This window comes from Tenacibaculum sp. TC6, assembly GCF_050606265.1.
Lineage (GTDB): Bacteria > Bacteroidota > Bacteroidia > Flavobacteriales > Flavobacteriaceae > Polaribacter.
In genome coordinates this window covers 1-18,002 of the sequence record NZ_JBOCUK010000014.1, presented here as the reverse complement: position 1 = coordinate 18,002, position 18,002 = coordinate 1, and the positions used below count along the sequence as shown (strand labels likewise).

Below are 18,002 nucleotides of genomic sequence, written 5' to 3'. Positions count from 1 at the left end.
AAGAAACAAAAATTAACTATCAGTTAAGAATTGCTATAAAAAGAGCTGTAATAAAAACGCTAAAACTTTAACTTTAGGAATGGCATATTTATGTTTACATTTGCATTCATATCAATAAAAGGAAGAGTTTATTTTTAAAAATGAGTTTAATAATTCCGCAAGATTATACAGAGTTTTTGCATTGGGTAAAAGAAAGAACTGAGGCATTTTGGAATGCCGATTCAGATGAAAATTCTTCAGAATTTGTATGTGATGATTGGGTTCGTGGTGCCAAATGGATAGGAATGACGGACGAAGAAATTGAAGCTGTTGAGACTAAACACCAAATTAAATTTACAGATCACCATAAAAAATTTCTAAAAATTCTACACACAATTGATCGGAAGCAAACAATTTTTGACGGAACTCTGAACGAAAAAGGACTTTTAGTACCTAAGGAAGTTTCCTTATTTTATAATTGGTATGCTGAAGAAGAAGAAATTACTCAACACTTAAATAAACCATTTAATCTTTTAGAGGAAGAGGTTGTAAACAATACTGTTTGGTTAGATTCTTGGGGAGAAAAACCGGAAAGTAATGAAGATAAACAGCATATTTTTTCAACTTGGTTTAACAACGCCCCTAAATTAATTCCTATAAATCTTAATACTTTTGCTATAAGCGAACCTACTAATACAGATAATCCAATTTTATTAGTACATGGTCGTAATACAATTATTAAGGGAGGAAACATAAAACATTACTTATTACAAGAGCTTGATGCTGATTTAGGTTTACTTGAATATGTTTATGATGAAACAGATGAAGGATGGTATGAAGAGCCTAAAGAAGAGTTAACTGCTATTTATGATGCTGAGTATGACGCGTTAAAAACTAAAGAAATCCCTTACTGGAAAGAGTTCTTACTAACCAATGGTTTTAATGATTATTTAGTAAAAGGATGCTAAATAACTTGAGTTCACATACTCTTATCTATCACCAATTATAGAATAAAACCTTATAAATCTGTTTTTAGTTAGTTTTATTATACGGGTCGGATTAAACATGCTTTATAACTTTTAAAGGCAGTACCCCATTTCTGTTTTCTTTACCTCAAACATTTTCAAGATTTCTACATGTTGTTTATAGAAAGTAATCATAGCTTATAAAAAACATTGAAATTTAAATATGATCCAATTTTAAGAAAACTATTTTTTTATAAACAAGTGTAAATTTATTTTAAAAGATATTTTATAACTTTGAGTAATTAATAAAATTTTTAGATATTTTCTAAGTTATTATTAAAGGCTACTCAAGTACTATGAATTTCAATACAAACTTATTGATAATTAGCGCGGTGCAGTCATTGATAATTGCACTAATATTATTGTTTTACAAGTCTAAAAAACACCATGTAAACCGTTTTTTGGGGTACTTTTTTCTTGTTTTGTTTTTTCAAATTATTTCTGGTGTCTTTTCAGTAACATTTAAATCATTGTTATTTGTGTATTCACCATTACATCTGGTAACATTAGATATTATATTTCTCTATTTTTATGCTGCTGAAACGGTAGGGATAAAACTTAAAAATAAGTTTATCTTTTTTATTCCTACTATTTTAGAGTTTTTGTTTCAATTTGCAATAACAGTATTGGCATTATACGATTCAAATTATTTAGGAGAAGTAAAAAAATCGTATTATGTAATTACACGAGGCTTAATAGCATCTGCCTATATTATATTTATCTGTATTTTAATAATGAAGGCAGCTAGAATACATAACAAACTCTTACCGTATTTTTATAAAGATACAAAGTGTAAAAAACTAACATGGCTTGTAGTTTTTTGTGTGCTATGTATAGGATTCAATATTTTTTCGCATATCAGATATTTACTTTTTACTAATAGTAATACTCTTGCTGTTATAGATCTTGCTACATTTCTAATTTTATTATATTATATAACTGTTGTTAGTTTGGTGCAGATTAATATTTACAACCTTACGGATGTTTCTAAATTAAGTTCTTTAAAAAGAAAAACGCATACAAAAGAAGAAGTAGAGCACTATTTCAATATGGTAGAAGAACATATGAAAGAAGCAAAAATCTTCTTAGATTCTTCAATAGATTTAAAAACCTTTGCTAAAACAATTAATCTGCCAGCAAGAACTATTTCTAATGCCATTAATCAGGTGAAAGGAACAAACTTTAATAGTTTTGTGCACACGTATAGAATAGATGAGTTTAAAAGAATAGCTACGCTTGATAAATATAAAAACTACAGTATAGAAGCATTAGCCACAGAAGTGGGGTATAATTCAAGAGCTTCTTTTTATAAAAATTTTAAAAAAATAACAGGTACATCTCCATCAGAGTACATAGCAAGCATCTCCTAAAAGTGTTTTAAAAACATGTTTTTAGGAATGATTGTATAGAAACTTCCTTAATTTTTTGTATTTCACACATCACAAATTAACTTAAAAAAAGAAAGTCTGTTTTGTAGATTTTCTCTGTGTTTAATGGTTTAAAACTGTAGTTTTCTTATCGGTAAATTCATGTCTTAAATCATGATTTGAGACATCTAAATTGTTTTAATAAACATAATATCAGTTGTTTATAGTTTGTTTTTTTCGAACTTCGTTGTGAGCTCAAAACCAAAAAGCATGCTTTTAGTATTAATAGCATTGAGTGTAGGATAAAATCTATAACTCACAAAAACAAAAATCAACATTTATGAAATCAATTAAAGTATTATTGTTAAGTGCAGCAATGACTAGTATCTTTTTTTCTTGTCAAAATGAAAACGAAGGAATAGATATTAAAGAAGAAAACAAACCCACTAAAGAACAATTAGCAAAACTACGTGACCTAGGGGTTAATACAAAAAATGTAAGTATTAAAAGTATTACAAACCTAGATGGTGAAACTGTAGATTACTTTCTTAACGGAACAGATTTGTCAATTCCTGTAAAAGAGGTTGATGATTATGTTATTCCGCAGAGAAGACAATACAGAACCAGAAATTTGGTAGAAGGTAGCAATCGTACCATTAATGTATTAGGATATACAGGTGGTGGAGGTCAAGGTTTGGATAATACAAACAGAGAAGGATTAAGAAGAGCTGTAGCCAATTATAATCGATTAAACTCATCATTACAAATGAATTTAACTTTTGGTACAAATTATCAAGCTGCTGACTTAGTAGTTTATGTACGTTCTGATCTTGGTTCTGGTGGATTAGCTGGATTTCCTTCAAATGGTAGAGCCTACAAATGGGCAAGAATTGGACCTAGAGTTAGTCAAAATGGGGTAGTATATTCAAGCCATGTAATTACACATGAAATGGGACACTGTGTAGGGCTACGTCATACCGATTGGTTTAGAAGATCATGTGACGGTAGTAATGAAGGAGAAGGTTCAGATGGGGCATATCACATTCCGGGTACGCCAACAGGAATTGATAGAGCATCGGTTATGATATCTTGTCCAACAGGTAATGAAAATGGGGTGTTTAGTAACTATGATGTTATCGCATTAGAATATTTATACTAAGTTTTATATTGAGGGGTATAGAATGTGCAAGAAATCGCCTAAAAGTAATTTTAGGCGATTTTTCTATCGTTAATTTTAAATTTTCAAGAACTAGCAAAAGAGGACTAAACACTTATCTATTGCTAATTGCTAACAAGAGCAGTTACTAATTTATATAAACTTAAAAAGAAAAACCTACACTCAAAGCTACTCTATTTTCGTTTTTATTTCCTTGAAAATAAGAAAGGTTTAGTGTAAATACATCAATACCACTTAACCATAAAGAGCCCCCGTAACTGGTATGCCATAAAGAATTTTCAGCTTCTCTGGGACTCCATACACGACCATAGTCAAAGCCGGCAGTCATACCTGCTTTTAAAGGGAGAAAAGAAGTTTGTATCTCTCCAAAACGTAAGCGTACGTCGTTACTGTGATAAAAGCTTTTTGTTCCGGAAAAACGTTGACGGTTAAAACCGCGTAAGTTTCTGTCGCCTCCTAAAGTAACAGCTTGGTAAATTTCAAAACGATTTCCGATAGTAAGATGTGTTCCTACTTCAGATGCAAATACTAAAGAGCGATTGTATACTAAATTTTGATAAAAAGCCAAGGAACTCTTAATATACCCAAAACGACGTTGGAAGTCGTCTGCTTTAAATTTGGCACCTACCTGTAAATTAAAATTTATTCCTTTAGTAGGAAAACTTTTGTTATCAACTCTAGTATGCGTCATACCTAAATCACCTCCTATAAAATAATTAGTATCAAAAATGTTAACAGGACTTTCTGAATAGTCGGTAATATTTCTGTTTGGCGTATTTTGTATTCTTATGGCCTCAAAAGAAGAAGAAAGTCGCAATGTATTACCACCTCTAAAACGTCTTAATAAGGTAGGAGTAATGCTATGCTCACTTCTTTTAACACGGTAATAATCTAAATCAAATTGTTGATTATAGTTACTTTGGTTACCCCAACCAAAAAAGTTGAAAGCATAATTATCACTGGTTGTTTTTGCGTGTAATACCAAACTCCAGTTTCCAATAAACTCGGTAAACTCACCATTGTATTCAATATCAAAACCTTGAATAGCCGAGTAGTAGTTTGCAGAAAGGTTATGTTGGCTGGCAAACGGGCGCTTTTTAAATCCATAGCGAGTATGAGTTACATTAACTCCAAAGAAAAATCCATCATCCGGGTTACTACCTATATTAGGAGCTACAAGGGTTGTGTTGTTTTCAATATCGCGATGATTATAGGTATTTCTATAATAATTATCAGAACGTAAATCATCCGTTTCATGGCTGCCGTTTATTGTATTTTTTTTAGACTTGTAATCATAAATCTTAGTTTTTTTACTCCACCCAGAAACAGAAGATTCATCAGTATATACATCATAATCCTGTCCGCCAATTAATCGTAATAGAATCCCGTTTTTAACCTTTCCGGTAATGGTAAACCTATCGTCACCGTTTAACCCGTAAATTTGAATTTCTTTAGTTTCTTTTAATGAAAATACCCGATTGTAAATAGTATCATTTTTATGAGTAGCAATTATCTGCGTTTCAGTATTGTTAATACGATGTATAGTAAACACATCATCTTTATCGGTACCCGTTATATATACTGTTTTAGCCTGTTTGGTGTAGTAGCGTTTAGCAATTTCTTGTAATGCATCTCTACGGGCTTTAATTTTAGCTATAATTTCAGTTCCGTCAATAGCAAATACTTCTTTAGGCAGCTTTTTGATAGCCTGCTCAATAACCTCATCGGTTAAATGTTGCTGAATATATTCAGCTTGTATGATCCAATCTTTAAGAGTCAATTGATTTAAAAATTCGGCATCAAAAAAACGAGGATAATTATTGTACCATTTCATGTTTTTAATATCATAATCAAACGTTTGCATGTTTTTTACTAACGGAGCAAACTGTTTAAACAGTGGAATCATAATTCCGTCAAACTTAGAAAATGGTTGATCTCTGTCACGAGGAATTGGGCGATAATATGTTTTACCGTTTGCTGTTTCAAAAGAAGCCCAACGCCATTGATCTTCATGCCTGTCCCAGTCACCAATTACCATGTCAAATAAACGAGAGCGAATGGTCCATTGTTGATCTATGGTATGATTTCCGTTTTTACGTAGCTTTTCCAATACATCAAAAGTGCTGATAATTTTTGTTGAATTTCCAAAACTATCTACATCTTCACGATTATCAGCAGGGCGCTCTTCTAATAAATATAAACCGCCACCAAAAGTGTCATTATACATTGTTAAGGCAGGTTGTTTTGGCATGTAATAAAGTACAGGATTGGTATGGTAAATGTGTACGGCTTCTGCCATCTCCGGAATAACAAAAGCAGCATAGGGGTGCGACATGGTAAAGATATCTTGAACAACGTCAATTAAAAAAGTACCTTTTAAAATACCTCCCATAATGCGACTTCCATCTTTGTACATAGAACGCAATACATATTGTTTTCCTTCCGGATTCTTAAGACGTAATGAGTTAGTTTGATTTCCACCTCCTCTTCTTATCGGTTCTAACCCTCCAAAAGCAGTAGTTAAATCTAATACCGGAGCTTTTATTTTTTTGCCGTACTTCTCTCGGTGTAAATCACCCCATAAAAATTTATAAAATCCACTCACGTCAGTAGCTTCCGGAGAATAAATCGAAGCTTCTACAAATTTGTTATGAGTATTATACTCACTAAAATCAACTGTAGTTTTTATGTTTTTAGGCGCTAAGATTTCTTTACTAAATAAAAGGTTGTTTTCATCTTTATCATTGGCAGCATAATATTCAATAATGGCAGAACCATCTTTGTAAAAGTTTAGTTTAGCATACCCTTTATTTCCGTAAGTAAAAGGAGCATCATATCCGGCAAGTGCAGCAGATTGTTTAGATCCGGAACCGCTAATAACCTGTTTAAAACCGTCTTTTTCGATGTATTGAAGGTTGTGTTCATGCCCACTAACAAAAACAATATTATTTTTAAAATCGTCCGCAATCGTTTCTATTTGCTGAATAAATTCACTATAACTTTTATTAAAATTATCGGTTTGAATACCGGCATGTGCACGTAGAATGTTTTTAAAAGTACCTAATATAGGTAGCGGACTCATATGGTCTTTTACAGAAAAACTGCCCCCGTGAGGTCCGTTACTATACAATGGATGGTGCATAGCAACCACGATATTTTTATAACGATTCTTTTTAAACAAACTCCATAGCTCATCAATAAAACGCTCACGAGTTTTAATATCACAATCTTCATTTATAGTAGGATGATTGTTCCAATCGGTAATAAACCATTTACTGTCAATAGTAATTAATACAATAGCATCATTAATATCAACAGCATCTAAACCACAACCGTTTTCAGGTAAGAATGTATTTTTTCCTAAGGTAGCTTCTACCATTTTTTCCTGACGTTTTAACCCTTTTATTCCGTTGTACCAATCATGATTTCCCGGAATAAAAAGTGGTGACCCTTTGTAATTTTTCAAAGCATCCAGTTGAATTTGTAATCGATACTCTGCCAACGCTCTTTCAGGAGTATCTTTTTTAGGCATTCCTACCGGGTAAATATTGTCACCTAAAAAAAGGGCGGTACTATTTTTAGGAGCTGCTTCTAATTCTTTTTGAAAATAATGTAAAGTAGTGAGCTTTTTACCCATTTCAGCATTTCCGGCATCACCTATTAAGTAAAAAGAATAGGAAAGACCTTTATGTGTGGTTACTGTTTTTGGAGCTTTACTAGTGCCATATTGTGCTTTGTATGTAGCACAGGAAGTAAAGAAAATAAACAATAATAAGTAGTAGTAGTTTTTATACATTACAAGCTGTTATTCAGTTGTTAAAATTGAGTAATTTACGTATGTAGTAACAGAAAAACTGTTACAAGGTTTTTGCTAAAAATAGCTGCAATTCCTGTTAACGTAGTAGCTTTTTTACTATGGAAATTACAGAAATATGTATGCGCTAACCAATAAGTTGCAAAGTTATAAAAGAATAGCATACAAACCTTTGATAGTAAAAGGTTGAGGTATGTATTTTTGAACACTTTTATCGATAACTAAATACTCTTTTTTATGCAGTATTAATCTGTTTTTTTAAAACGGAGAATTTCGTTTTGTTCTTTATCAAACAAATACAGTTGGTTGTTAGCTATGGTATATGTGGCTGTTTTTGGAAGCGTATTTAAAAAAGTATTTTCTATGGCAATATTAGAACAATACATTTCTGTTCTAATAATATGATTCGTAAAAATAAGTGTCGTATCAGTGGCCTTTACAATACCTCCTGAAAATCGATTGCAAACACCTTTACCAACTATTTTTTTATCAGCCAATTTAATTTCTAAACGTGGACGTTCCTTTTCCTCATCAATTGAAATACCCTCTTTACGTATATGTGTTAACATCCAAATATCATGTAAGTTTAAAGATACATCAGGTTGCTTAGAAAGAAGTTCTTTTAAAATATATTTTTGAGTTGAAGCATCAGCAGGTACAGTACTTGAATCTAAATTTTGTACAATAACCTTTAGCTTATATAACATGCCGGGTTGGTAAGTAAAGCCTTCAATAGGGTCATATAGTAAACTCCAATTATCCGGATTAAGTTGTTCTCCTGTTTGTATTTGTAAGCATTGCATAGGGGCAACTCCGGTACAAGGAACTTTAGTACTGTTTACCCAAATGATTTTTTCTGCAACCTGTTTGTGAGAAGCACATGAAATTAACAATGATAAAAAGGCAAGAGTATAGAGGATTTTTTTCATGAAAATAATTTTTTAGAATTAAAAACTAAGTAAGGGGAAGTGTTGCAAAATTATGAAAAATAAAGAAGCCATATACATTTTACAGATTACTGATAACCGCATCATAATCTTGAGGAGTATCAATATCAATTAAATTTATTTCAGGCATGGTTATAATGTTAGAAGTATGTTGTTCTAAAAAAAGTTTAGCACCTTTATCTCCGGTTAATGTTAGTAAATTACGATAATACTTTTTAGGAAATAAAGCAGGTACACCCGCTTTATGACCGTAGTTAGAAGCGATAATATATTGCGGGTTTTCTTCTCCGGTTTGTATCATTTGGTTAAGATATGCAGAAGAAATATGAGGTTGGTCTGCTAATAGAATGAGTACGTTATGAAACCCTTTTGTGTGTACATAATCAATCCCGGTAACAATGCTTGTGCTAAGTCCGTTATTAAAATCAGGGTTATAAAGTATGGTGATTTTTTCAGTAGGTATTTCTTTTTCTATAGCAGTAGCATTAGCACCCAAAATACAAAATACCTTTGTAGAAGTATTCAACGTCTGTTCAATAGTCCAACCCAATAAATGAGTATGTTGGTAAGGTAGTAATTGCTTAATGCGTCCCATACGAGATGAAGTACCTGCGGCAAGAATAAGAATAGCTGTTTTCATCTGCTTATATCTATTGCTTTTTTAATGGCCGGATGTAATTTTCTAAGCATGCCATTTTTATACGTTAAGAATGAATTTTACCGGTTACCTTTTTTAATGAAAATACTTCTTTATCACGGATAACCGAAAGTATTTCTGCTACGATAGACACACTTATTTCTTCCGGAGTAATGGCACCTATATTTAAACCGGCCGGGGTATGAATGGTACTTAAAAAATCATCAGAGAGTTCCGGAGCAATTTCAAACAGTTCATTAAAAAGTTTTTCACGCCTTTTGGCAGCTCCTAAAATACCAATATAGGCAGGTTGTGTTTTTTGTAATTGTATTAAATAACGCAAATCATAAGTAAAATTATGATTCATAATTACCACGGCGGTATGCTTATTTACTTGTGATAACTCTGCTAACTCAGGTGTTTGTGCTGTTACAGAGGACGCGCCCGGAAAATCAGCAGCTTGTTTAGGGTCTTTTACTGAGGTAATCACATCAACTTCCCATCCTAAAAGCGCGGCTTGCTTGCATAGTTTTACCGCATCATGTTCACCGCCAATAATAAGCAGTCGGAAAAGAGGCGATAGGGTTTGTTGAAACTGAGTGAGTTTTTCAAGATGCTCACTGTTAAAATGCTTATTGAAAGTAAATGCCTTTTTATTAAAATGAACAACAGATCCGTAATTACCCGAAATTTCATCTTCTTTTTGATAAAAAGAGGTTATCGTAAAATCGGAACGTTGTTTTAGTGCTTCAGAAAAATGAAGCACAAATTCATGAGCAATTACTAAAGGCTCTAATAAGATATATAAAATTCCCTCGCAGCCTAATCGATACCTACCATCATAAGCTATAATTTTAGGAATATGGGTAGTAAAAACCGATTGAGCTCTGCGTTGTACTTCTTTTTCAACACAGCCACCGCTCACAGCTCCTGTTATTGTACCGTTAGAAGATAATAGCATACGAACCCCAGGTTTTCTGTAAGAAGAACCGTCTAGAGCAACCACCGTAGCTAATACATTATGTATTCCTTGTTGTTGGTTGCGTACTGCCTGTTGAATAATTTCTTTAAACTCGTGTGTCATGTTTAGGATTGCTACCCCTAAATGTACAATTTTTATATGATAGTTAAGACTTACATTAGGTACGTATAGCTATTAGGGTTGTAGTTATGAACTACATGAAAGCATTGAGCAACCTACCTTATGACGTGCCCATTCCGGGCGTTTGGCAAACCAATGTTGATAGGCAGGTTGTTCGCTGTAAGGCTGTTTTAATAATTGATATAATTCGTCTATTAAACTATAATCACCTTCATTAGCTTTATTAATAGCTAATTGTGCCATGTAATTACGCAGCACATATTTTGGATTTACTTTATTCATAGCAGTAGCTCTTTCAGCGTCTGAACGTTTTTCTTCTTGCAAACGATTACTATATAGGGTAAACCAATTTTTCCAATGCTCTTGTATTTCCTCGGTATATTCGGTAAGATTATAAAAGGCATCGTTAATTTTTTCAATAGCCGTAATAGCGGTATCTTTTTTAGTTACATGAGCCAATTTTCTAAAGAAAATGGTCATATCTGTTTCAATTAATTGTAGCGTTTCTTCCAATCGCCCTGTAAGTTCATTATCATTAGAGTTATTTGGTTCAAGCCCTAATTTTTGTTGCATCATTGCTATATATTTCTGCTCATATATACTATTGTATTCTTCTAACAAAGATTGAAGAGGTGTTGCTTCTTCAATAAGAGGATACAAAGCATTAGCCAACTGAAATAAATTCCACAAGCCAATATATGCTTGATTTCCGTAACGGTAACGTTTGTGTTGTGCATCGGTAGTATTAGGAGTCCAGTTCCAATCATAACCTTCTAACCAACCATACGGACCATAATCTATGGTAAGCCCTGATATAGACATATTATCGGTATTCATTACACCGTGTACAAATCCAATACGTTGCCAATGAATAATCATGTCAATAGTTTTATTGCGCACTTCTGTAAAAAAAGCCAAGTATTTTTCTTTTCCAGAAGATGTAATTTCAGGATAAAAATGAGCAATAGTATAGTCGGCTAATTGTTTTAAAGTTGCATAATTTTTTCTGGCGGCAAGAATTTCAAAATTACCAAAGCGTATAAAATTAGGTGCCACCCTGCATACAATAGCTCCTTTTTCGTAGGCAGGATTGCCGTTGTATAAAATATCACGAAGTACCTGATCACCGGATAAGCTAAGCGATAAAGCTCGGGTAGTAGGAACTCCTAAATAATGCATGGCTTCACTACATAAATATTCACGAATAGAAGAGCGTAAAACTGCCAATCCGTCGGCAGAACGAGAGTACGGAGTTTCACCGGCTCCTTTTAATTGAACAGCCCATTGTTTATTGTTATAAGCAACCTCAAACAAATTAATAGCTCTTCCATCTCCTAATTGACCTGCCCAATTACCAAACTGATGTCCTCCGTAACACATAGCATACGGATGTGTATTAGTAAACACAGAATTGCCTGTGAAAACGTGTAAAAATTCATTTGTAGCCGCATCTTCTTTTGTCAATCCTAATTCAGTAAGCATAGCTTCTGATACATGTAATAATTCAGGGTGTGTTGTTTTTTTAGGAGTTACATACGAAAAGCAAGCATCTAATACCTGTCTGCGTGAGTTTTCAAGATTTTTATCGGCCGGAAGTAAGGTGCTAAAAGTGTTATGTATGTCTAATTTCATAGGATATGTGTAGGAAGTAACGAACCTTTTACAAAGATACTGAAGTTTTAGCAGGATGAGAAAGTGGTTTTGTAGTATTCTTTAGAAATAAAAAATCCTCAGTTAATGCCGTATAACTGAGGAATAATTTTTTATAAGTAATAAAATTATGCTTTAGATAAAGCTTCTTGAAAGAATGATTTTATTTCTTCATCAAAGGAATCATAATTAAATCTATCTCCTGAGAAATCAGTTTTGTTGATGATAACCTGATTTGAGCGTAACGACTCTCTATAGACAACTTCTGCAGTAAAACTAAGTTTTTCTTTAGAACATTTCCAATTTGAAATGGTTATCACAAAATCGTTAACCCATCTTGCTATAGTAATAACTCTGGTTTCATTTCCTACTAGTCTTTCTCGCCTACTTATAGTTCCACGATTAGTTTCTGCAAGAATATCCATAATAAAAGCATCACAACTACCTCTATTATCAAAAACTTTAATGTTTACAGATCCTCTCACAGGAATCCTTAAAAATTCAAAATTTAATGGTATTGTTTTATCAATAATAACTGGTCCTCCGTTGGTTAAATCGCTCATAATAAAAAGTTTTTACATTCCTTACTCATATGGCTTTTCAGGATACGCCTCGTTTGGTGTAGTTTCTGAACTCTACTTTATTTGGTTTTTAGAATACTACCGTAGCGCTACAGGTTGTTTTCTGAAGTTAAAATTAGATGTTTAATAGGTTGTAAATCAGTATTGTTCAGTAGAAGGGTGACGGAAGTACGTGAACGTAGTAAAAAAAGGAGTAAACGATAAACACTCTAATTAAAATAACATTGTTACTAAAAAAACAAAGTAGTATCTTGCAGTATAACCAAACTACCTAGTAATGAGTACTAAAAACAATGAGGAATTAAACTCTATCATTAAAGAGTTTACAATTCAGAATATAAATAAGGAAGGAATTCCGGTTCGTATTGATAATCATACTTCTTTAGGACCTTTTGTACGAATCACAGAAACCGGCTCTTTGAATTATATATATGTAACTGTTTTTTTTGATAGTGATGTTGTAAAAGGAAAACCCGAAGAGTTTACTTTAACAGCTACCATTGTTAAAAAACAATTAGATGTTTTAATAACTCCTAAGCAAGAAACAGATACCAAAGCTGAAAAGCAGTGTTTATTAACTTTTATTCTTACCATAAATGATGATGAGTTTGATAAAGTTACGCAAGTAAACGTTAGGGTTAATTTTAATGATCCAAACGGAATCGATATTGAACCAACAAGAGGTACCATTGCCATTCCTCCGGGATCTTCTAAGTAATAAAAAAGAGTTTAAACATTGAAGTGTGTTTTTTAAAGTAAAAAGGTATTGCTTTCTTTTTATAGGTATTGTTCAGGTTGGTTTTTCACAAACAACGTATATAGAAGATTTTTTTATCAAAAACTGTAATTCTTGTTATCAGACAACTAAAGAAACCACCGTAAAATTACCTGATACCTATGAATATGCCTGGCATAATGCCCATGTAGCTTTTTCAAATAAAGATTATGAAAAAGTAAATTACTATTTGTTAAAAGATACATATACCAATCCTGATTTAAAAAAAATAATACAAAGTCATTTATTGTTTCGTCTGAAACTATATGATGAAGCTGAAAAGCAAATTAGAGATCTTGAAAAGGTTAAAGATGAAGATTATCATGTAATCATTGCAAAAACACTGGGGGACTTTTACGAAAAAAGAAACTACGATTCTGCTATTGTTTATTATCATAAAATTATAGAAGAAAAAAACATTTCTATACAACTGAAAAATGAGGTCAATGAAAGTTTGGCGTATATTCATTTATCTAAAAAAGAATTTAAAAAAGCCGAAACTTCATACAAGGCATTATTAAAAGTTTATAAAAAAGATAAAGACAAAAAGATAAGGAGTTTAGCCAGAGTTTACTCTAATTTAGGAAATTTATATTTTGAACAATATAAAGATGAACTGGCAAAACGTTATTTTGACTCTGCGTATGTGTTAGCCAAACCTTCTAAAGACCTGCCTCTAAGAAGCTTTATAGTATATAATTTATACATAGTGTCTGAAGCAATGAAAGAGCATGAAAAAGCTGTTTTGTATTTAAAAGAATATACAGTATTGCAAGACTCTATTCAAAAAGAAAATACAGTTTGGCAAGTAGCGCAACAAAAAGAAGCCTTTAATATTGCTAAAAAAGAAGCTGAAATTGAAACAAAAACAGCTCAGCGAAATTTATTTCTATTCTTTTTTATAGCCGTATTGGTATTGCTGTTAACTATATATATGTTTTATAAACAATTAAAGCATAAACATGCAGAAATACAAGTTTTAAATAAAGAGTTGGAAGAAGCCAATACCCTTAAAAATCAAATGTTCAGTATTGTGGCGCACGATTTACGAAGCCCTGTAGCGTTGTTAAAACAAAAACTTGAATTAAGTGAGTTAAATGAAGAGCAAACAACCATTACTATTGATAAAAAAGTAACGTCTATTATAGACTCCTTAAGTTTTTTGTTAGATAATTTATTAAACTGGTCTTTAAGTCAGTCAAACTTACTACATGTACAAAAAGACTGGTTTCCTTTAATGCCTGTTGTAAAGCAAATAATACAGCAGTATTCTTCCTTATTACAAGAAAAAAATATTGAGTATAATGTTAACCATATAAGTTCAATATTAATTTTCGGAGATATGGAACTGTTTAAAATTGTGCTTCGTAATTGTTTAGATAATGCCATAAAATTTACACCAAAAGGAGGGAGGATTACACTTTCAGGAAGTGCAGAAGAAGATCTTTTTAAGCTGAGTATTCAAGACTCAGGAGTGGGCATTCCGGATACAGTATTAAAAACAATATTTGAGGTACATGCACAAAAAGCACAAAAAGACACCGAAGGAAGAAAAAGTTCCGGTTTAGGATTACATCTTGTAAAACACATGATGGTGTTAAATGACGGAGTTATTACAATTCGTAATCATATACAAGGAGGTACTGTGGTAACCATATCCATGCCTTATAAAACAATAACATAAACACAACGCATGGAAAAAATTAAGGTGTTAATTTTAGAAGATGCTTTAGAGCAAGCTCAACTACTGGAAAAAATACTTTCAAAAGACTATACGGTGGTGGGCATAGCCTCTAATTATATAGAAGCAGTTGCTTTTTACCATATGTATACTCCGGATTTAGCGATACTTGATATTTTTATAGGAGCTGAACGTGAAGGAATTCGTTTTGCTGATTACATTAATAAAAACAGAGCTATACCTATTTTGTTTTTAACCAATGCAAAAGATACGCTAACTTTTACTGAAGCAAAAAATGCCAATCCGTATAACTATCTGTTAAAACCGGTAGATCCGTTCGGAATTACGTTTGCTATAGAATTGGCAATTGAAAAATTTGCAAATCAAGTAGGGCAATTATCAGCAAAAGAAGAAGGAAGTATTAAAGTAAATGAAGAGTTATTTATAAAAAAGAAAGATTCATTGTTTAAAGTAGCCATAAATGAAGTATATTATATAGAAGCTGATGATAAATATTGCTATGTTTATACAAAAGATACACAGTTTTTAGTACAAAAAGCGTTGAAAAGCTTCGCTGAAGAATTTCCGGATATTTTTATTAAAACTCACAGAAAATACCTTGTGAACAGACAACAAATAGAAAGAATAGATACGGTTGACTATGCTATTATTCTTAAAAATAAAGCAACCGTACCGTTAAGTCAACGTCATAAAAAAGAAGTATTAGATGCTTTTACTATTTTAAAATAGAAAACGGAGATAAAACTACTCTGTATAAATGCTCTAAGGCTCCTGCACCATGCAGGAAGCCTCTGTAGTGAGTACAAAACCATTCTGCATGGTGCAGGGGCCTCTGTAGTGAATACAAAACCTTCCTGCAAGATGCTGGAACCTATTTTGATAAAAAGCACATTAAGAACGTAAGAAAAATAAGTTACTTCAATTTGTCAGCAAACAATTTTCTAAGTTTTTGAAGCTTAGGAGTAATAACAAAACTACAGTATGATTGTTCTTTGTTTTGTTCATAATAATTTTGATGATACTCTTCTGCTTCAAAAAATAGAGGCGCTACACTTATTTCGGTAACAATAGGATTATCAAAATATACCTGTAACTCTTGTAACAATTCTGTAGCTGTTTCTTTTTGACTCTCTGAATGATAAAATATAACAGAACGATATTGCGTTCCTACATCAGCACCTTGTCTGTTTAATGTAGTCGGGTCATGAGTAGTCATAAAAATAGTGAGTATTTCTTTGTAAGAAATTAAATCACTATCAAATGTAATTTGAATTACTTCAGCATGGCCGGTTAAGCCTGAACATACTTCTCGGTAGGTAGGTTTTCCGGGAACATTTCCACCCGCATATCCCGAAACTACTTTGGTAACTCCTTTTATTTCTCTAAAAATGGCTTCGGTACACCAAAAACAACCTCCGCCTACAGTAGCTATTTGTTTAGGCATTATTTTGTAATTTAATAGATAATGAATTTACACAATAACGAAGTCCGCTAGGCTCCGGTCCGTCAGGAAAAACATGTCCTAAATGAGCATCACATGTATTGCAAAGTATTTCAACTCTAATCATTCCGTGTGAAGCATCTTTATGATATTTAATAGTATTAACTTCAACAGGTTGTGTAAAGCTAGGCCATCCGGAATTCGATTCGTATTTTATAGTAGAATCAAATAAGGGAGCATCACAACAACTGCAATTATAATTGCCTTCTGAAAAAGCGGTACAGTGTTCTCCGCTAAAAGGACGTTCTGTTCCTTTTAAGCGGGTAATTTGAAATACTTCCGGAGAAAGAATTTCTTTCCATTCAGCAGCTGTTTTTTCTACTCTGCGTGTTGGTTTCGGATTTTCGTTTACCGTAAAATCAATAATATTTTTCCAAGTAAGCATACCATTAGGTTTTATAGAGTTACTAGTCGTATTAATGCGTATAAAATTACAATTATTAAAAATGCCAAAGTTTGGTTATTTTTACATTTTAAAAGTAGCTAATTCATGAGTAATTTAGTAGAAAGAGCCGAGTATTTTGCGTTAGACATTTTAAACAATCGTTTAGAAAAAAAGTTTATATATCATAATATAGCGCATACACAACGAGTTGTAGAAAAAGCTAAAGAATTAGCAGAACTGGAAAAAATAAGTGAAGAGGAGGTAACTATTTTAATGGTGGCGGCTTGGTTTCATGATACAGGGTATACTGTAAAACCGGAAACTCATGAAGAAGAAAGTGTGGTTATTGTGGCTGAATTTTTAACTGAAGTAGGAAGAGAAGATATATTGCCGGAAGTTTCTAAAGTAATTTTAGCTACTAAATTAAATGCTGCACCCACCACATTGTTAGAAAAAATAATACGAGATGCAGATTGCTCTCATTTAGGAAGTAAAAATTATGAAGAATATACAGAGTTACTTAGAAAAGAATTAGAACTCACTAAAGAACTTACTTTTACAGATCTTGAATGGCAAATTAGCAATAGTACCTTTTTAACACAAACACATCAGTTTTATACCATAAGTGCTTTGCGATTATGGGAAAAACAAAAAGGAAAAAATTTAGCTCAGCTATTACGAGTTGAGAAAAAAATGAAGCAAGAATCGGTTAAAAGCAAGCAAAAAAAAGAAGAAATAAAGCTGAAAAAAAATAAGATTGAATTGCCGGAAAAAGGAATAGAAACTATGTTTAGGGTAGCTTTACGAAATCATATTACCTTGAGTGATATTGCTGATACCAAAGCAAATATTTTACTGTCTGTAAACGCCATTATTATTTCTATGACCTTGTCAACATTACTACCAAAGCTTGACAATCCGTCTAATCATTATTTAATTAATCCTACTATCGTTTTTATTGCTTTTACAGTCGCTTCAATTATATTATCTGTTGTGGCAACCCGACCTAACGTAACCAAAGGAAAGTTTACTAAAGAGGATGTTGCTCAGAAAAAAGTAAACCTGATTTTCTTTGGTAATTTTCATAAAATGAGCCTGCCTGAATTTGAATGGGCTATGGATGAAATGTTGAAAGATAGAGATTATTTATACGGATCGTTAACGAAAGACTTGTATTATTTAGGATTGGTACTTAACAGAAAGTATAATATATTACGAATAACCTATACTGTATTTATGATAGGTATTATTGTAAGTGTTATAGCTTTTGCCGTGGCTTTTTATATTGTCCCGTCCTGAAATAGCGTTACACTAAAAATTAAGTGTCATGAAAAACAAACATGTAAAACGTACTCAAAAA

The 18,002-nt window shown here is 32.3% G+C and carries 15 protein-coding genes; 7 read left to right on the top strand and 8 right to left on the bottom strand.

Going from position 1 to position 18,002, the window contains the following annotated elements; all coding sequences use genetic code 11:
• Positions 1-140 precede the first annotated feature (140 nt).
• The 3 genes from ACQY1Q_RS09460 to ACQY1Q_RS09450 all read left to right on the top strand — a co-directional run bounded on the left by ACQY1Q_RS09460 (position 141) and on the right by ACQY1Q_RS09450 (position 3,530).
• Positions 141-947, top strand: coding sequence for a hypothetical protein (locus ACQY1Q_RS09460; protein ID WP_431005065.1), 807 nt, complete (start codon positions 141-143; stop codon positions 945-947).
• Between the two features lie 536 nt (positions 948-1,483).
• Positions 1,484-2,374 carry a helix-turn-helix domain-containing protein gene (locus ACQY1Q_RS09455; protein WP_431005064.1) on the top strand — a complete coding sequence of 297 codons (891 nt, stop codon included), beginning with the start codon at positions 1,484-1,486 and terminating at the stop codon, positions 2,372-2,374.
• A gap of 337 nt (positions 2,375-2,711) precedes the next feature.
• A complete protein-coding gene (locus ACQY1Q_RS09450) occupies positions 2,712-3,530 on the top strand; it encodes a M57 family metalloprotease (RefSeq protein WP_431005063.1) in 819 nt (272 codons plus the stop codon).
• A gap of 160 nt (positions 3,531-3,690) precedes the next feature.
• Here the strand turns inward: ACQY1Q_RS09450 and ACQY1Q_RS09445 are convergent, their stop codons facing one another.
• From ACQY1Q_RS09445 to ACQY1Q_RS09420, 6 genes are all read right to left on the bottom strand, one after another.
• Positions 3,691-7,344 carry a metallophosphoesterase gene (locus tag ACQY1Q_RS09445; protein ID WP_431005062.1) on the bottom strand — a complete coding sequence of 1,218 codons (3,654 nt, stop codon included), beginning with the start codon at positions 7,342-7,344 and terminating at the stop codon, positions 3,691-3,693.
• A gap of 263 nt (positions 7,345-7,607) precedes the next feature.
• Complete coding sequence (locus ACQY1Q_RS09440; RefSeq protein WP_431005061.1) at positions 7,608-8,291, bottom strand: DUF4377 domain-containing protein; 684 nt, start codon at positions 8,289-8,291, stop codon at positions 7,608-7,610.
• Positions 8,292-8,370: 79 nt separating this feature from the next.
• Entirely contained in the window at positions 8,371-8,949 is a 579-nt protein-coding gene (locus ACQY1Q_RS09435) for a nucleotidyltransferase family protein (protein ID WP_431005060.1), read from the bottom strand.
• A gap of 64 nt (positions 8,950-9,013) precedes the next feature.
• Positions 9,014-10,030, bottom strand: a complete 1,017-nt coding sequence (locus ACQY1Q_RS09430; protein WP_431005059.1) for an XdhC family protein — start codon at positions 10,028-10,030, stop codon at positions 9,014-9,016.
• 84 nt (positions 10,031-10,114) lie between these two features.
• Positions 10,115-11,680 carry a protein adenylyltransferase SelO gene (locus tag ACQY1Q_RS09425; protein ID WP_431005058.1) on the bottom strand — a complete coding sequence of 522 codons (1,566 nt, stop codon included), beginning with the start codon at positions 11,678-11,680 and terminating at the stop codon, positions 10,115-10,117.
• Between the two features lie 146 nt (positions 11,681-11,826).
• Positions 11,827-12,261 carry a hypothetical protein gene (locus ACQY1Q_RS09420; protein WP_431005057.1) on the bottom strand — a complete coding sequence of 145 codons (435 nt, stop codon included), beginning with the start codon at positions 12,259-12,261 and terminating at the stop codon, positions 11,827-11,829.
• 295 nt (positions 12,262-12,556) lie between these two features.
• Here ACQY1Q_RS09420 and ACQY1Q_RS09415 point away from each other — a divergent pair, with 295 nt between their 5' ends.
• The 3 genes from ACQY1Q_RS09415 to ACQY1Q_RS09405 are packed head-to-tail and all read left to right on the top strand — an operon-like array spanning position 12,557 to position 15,485.
• Positions 12,557-12,997 carry a hypothetical protein gene (locus tag ACQY1Q_RS09415; RefSeq protein ID WP_431005056.1) on the top strand — a complete coding sequence of 147 codons (441 nt, stop codon included), beginning with the start codon at positions 12,557-12,559 and terminating at the stop codon, positions 12,995-12,997.
• Between the two features lie 25 nt (positions 12,998-13,022).
• On the top strand, positions 13,023-14,738 hold the full coding sequence (locus ACQY1Q_RS09410; RefSeq protein ID WP_431005055.1) for a tetratricopeptide repeat-containing sensor histidine kinase: 1,716 nt from the start codon (positions 13,023-13,025) through the stop codon (positions 14,736-14,738).
• 9 nt (positions 14,739-14,747) lie between these two features.
• Positions 14,748-15,485: a LytR/AlgR family response regulator transcription factor gene (locus ACQY1Q_RS09405; RefSeq protein WP_431005054.1), complete on the top strand. Its 738-nt coding sequence runs from the start codon at positions 14,748-14,750 to the stop codon at positions 15,483-15,485.
• A 184-nt stretch (positions 15,486-15,669) separates the two neighbouring features.
• Here ACQY1Q_RS09405 and msrA read toward each other — a convergent pair whose 3' ends face one another.
• Together msrA and msrB are read right to left on the bottom strand one after the other, a co-directional pair.
• Positions 15,670-16,200 carry a peptide-methionine (S)-S-oxide reductase MsrA gene (gene msrA, locus ACQY1Q_RS09400; RefSeq protein WP_431005053.1) on the bottom strand — a complete coding sequence of 177 codons (531 nt, stop codon included), beginning with the start codon at positions 16,198-16,200 and terminating at the stop codon, positions 15,670-15,672.
• Complete coding sequence (gene msrB, locus ACQY1Q_RS09395; RefSeq protein WP_431005052.1) at positions 16,193-16,642, bottom strand: peptide-methionine (R)-S-oxide reductase MsrB; 450 nt, start codon at positions 16,640-16,642, stop codon at positions 16,193-16,195. The genes msrA and msrB overlap by 8 nt, the downstream gene beginning before the upstream one ends.
• A 105-nt stretch (positions 16,643-16,747) precedes the next feature.
• On the opposite strand from msrB, the gene ACQY1Q_RS09390 reads away from it, so the two are divergent.
• Entirely contained in the window at positions 16,748-17,941 is a 1,194-nt protein-coding gene (locus ACQY1Q_RS09390) for a Pycsar system effector family protein (protein WP_431005051.1), read from the top strand.
• Positions 17,942-18,002: the final 61 nt, after the last annotated feature.

What these genes read in the sequence shown, in the direction of transcription:
- ACQY1Q_RS09460 (WP_431005065.1), top strand. Translation starts at nt 141, where the DNA reads ATGAGTTTAATAATTCCGCAAGATTATACAGAGTTTTTGCATTGGGTA.
- ACQY1Q_RS09450 (WP_431005063.1), top strand. Translation starts at nt 2,712, where the DNA reads ATGAAATCAATTAAAGTATTATTGTTAAGTGCAGCAATGACTAGTATC.
- ACQY1Q_RS09445 (WP_431005062.1), bottom strand. Translation starts at nt 7,344, where the DNA reads ATGTATAAAAACTACTACTACTTATTATTGTTTATTTTCTTTACTTCC.
- ACQY1Q_RS09440 (WP_431005061.1), bottom strand. Translation starts at nt 8,291, where the DNA reads ATGAAAAAAATCCTCTATACTCTTGCCTTTTTATCATTGTTAATTTCA.
- ACQY1Q_RS09435 (WP_431005060.1), bottom strand. Translation starts at nt 8,949, where the DNA reads ATGAAAACAGCTATTCTTATTCTTGCCGCAGGTACTTCATCTCGTATG.
- ACQY1Q_RS09430 (WP_431005059.1), bottom strand. Translation starts at nt 10,030, where the DNA reads ATGACACACGAGTTTAAAGAAATTATTCAACAGGCAGTACGCAACCAA.
- ACQY1Q_RS09425 (WP_431005058.1), bottom strand. Translation starts at nt 11,680, where the DNA reads ATGAAATTAGACATACATAACACTTTTAGCACCTTACTTCCGGCCGAT.
- ACQY1Q_RS09420 (WP_431005057.1), bottom strand. Translation starts at nt 12,261, where the DNA reads ATGAGCGATTTAACCAACGGAGGACCAGTTATTATTGATAAAACAATA.
- ACQY1Q_RS09415 (WP_431005056.1), top strand. Translation starts at nt 12,557, where the DNA reads ATGAGTACTAAAAACAATGAGGAATTAAACTCTATCATTAAAGAGTTT.
- ACQY1Q_RS09405 (WP_431005054.1), top strand. Translation starts at nt 14,748, where the DNA reads ATGGAAAAAATTAAGGTGTTAATTTTAGAAGATGCTTTAGAGCAAGCT.
- msrA (WP_431005053.1), bottom strand. Translation starts at nt 16,200, where the DNA reads ATGCCTAAACAAATAGCTACTGTAGGCGGAGGTTGTTTTTGGTGTACC.
- msrB (WP_431005052.1), bottom strand. Translation starts at nt 16,642, where the DNA reads ATGCTTACTTGGAAAAATATTATTGATTTTACGGTAAACGAAAATCCG.
- ACQY1Q_RS09390 (WP_431005051.1), top strand. Translation starts at nt 16,748, where the DNA reads ATGAGTAATTTAGTAGAAAGAGCCGAGTATTTTGCGTTAGACATTTTA.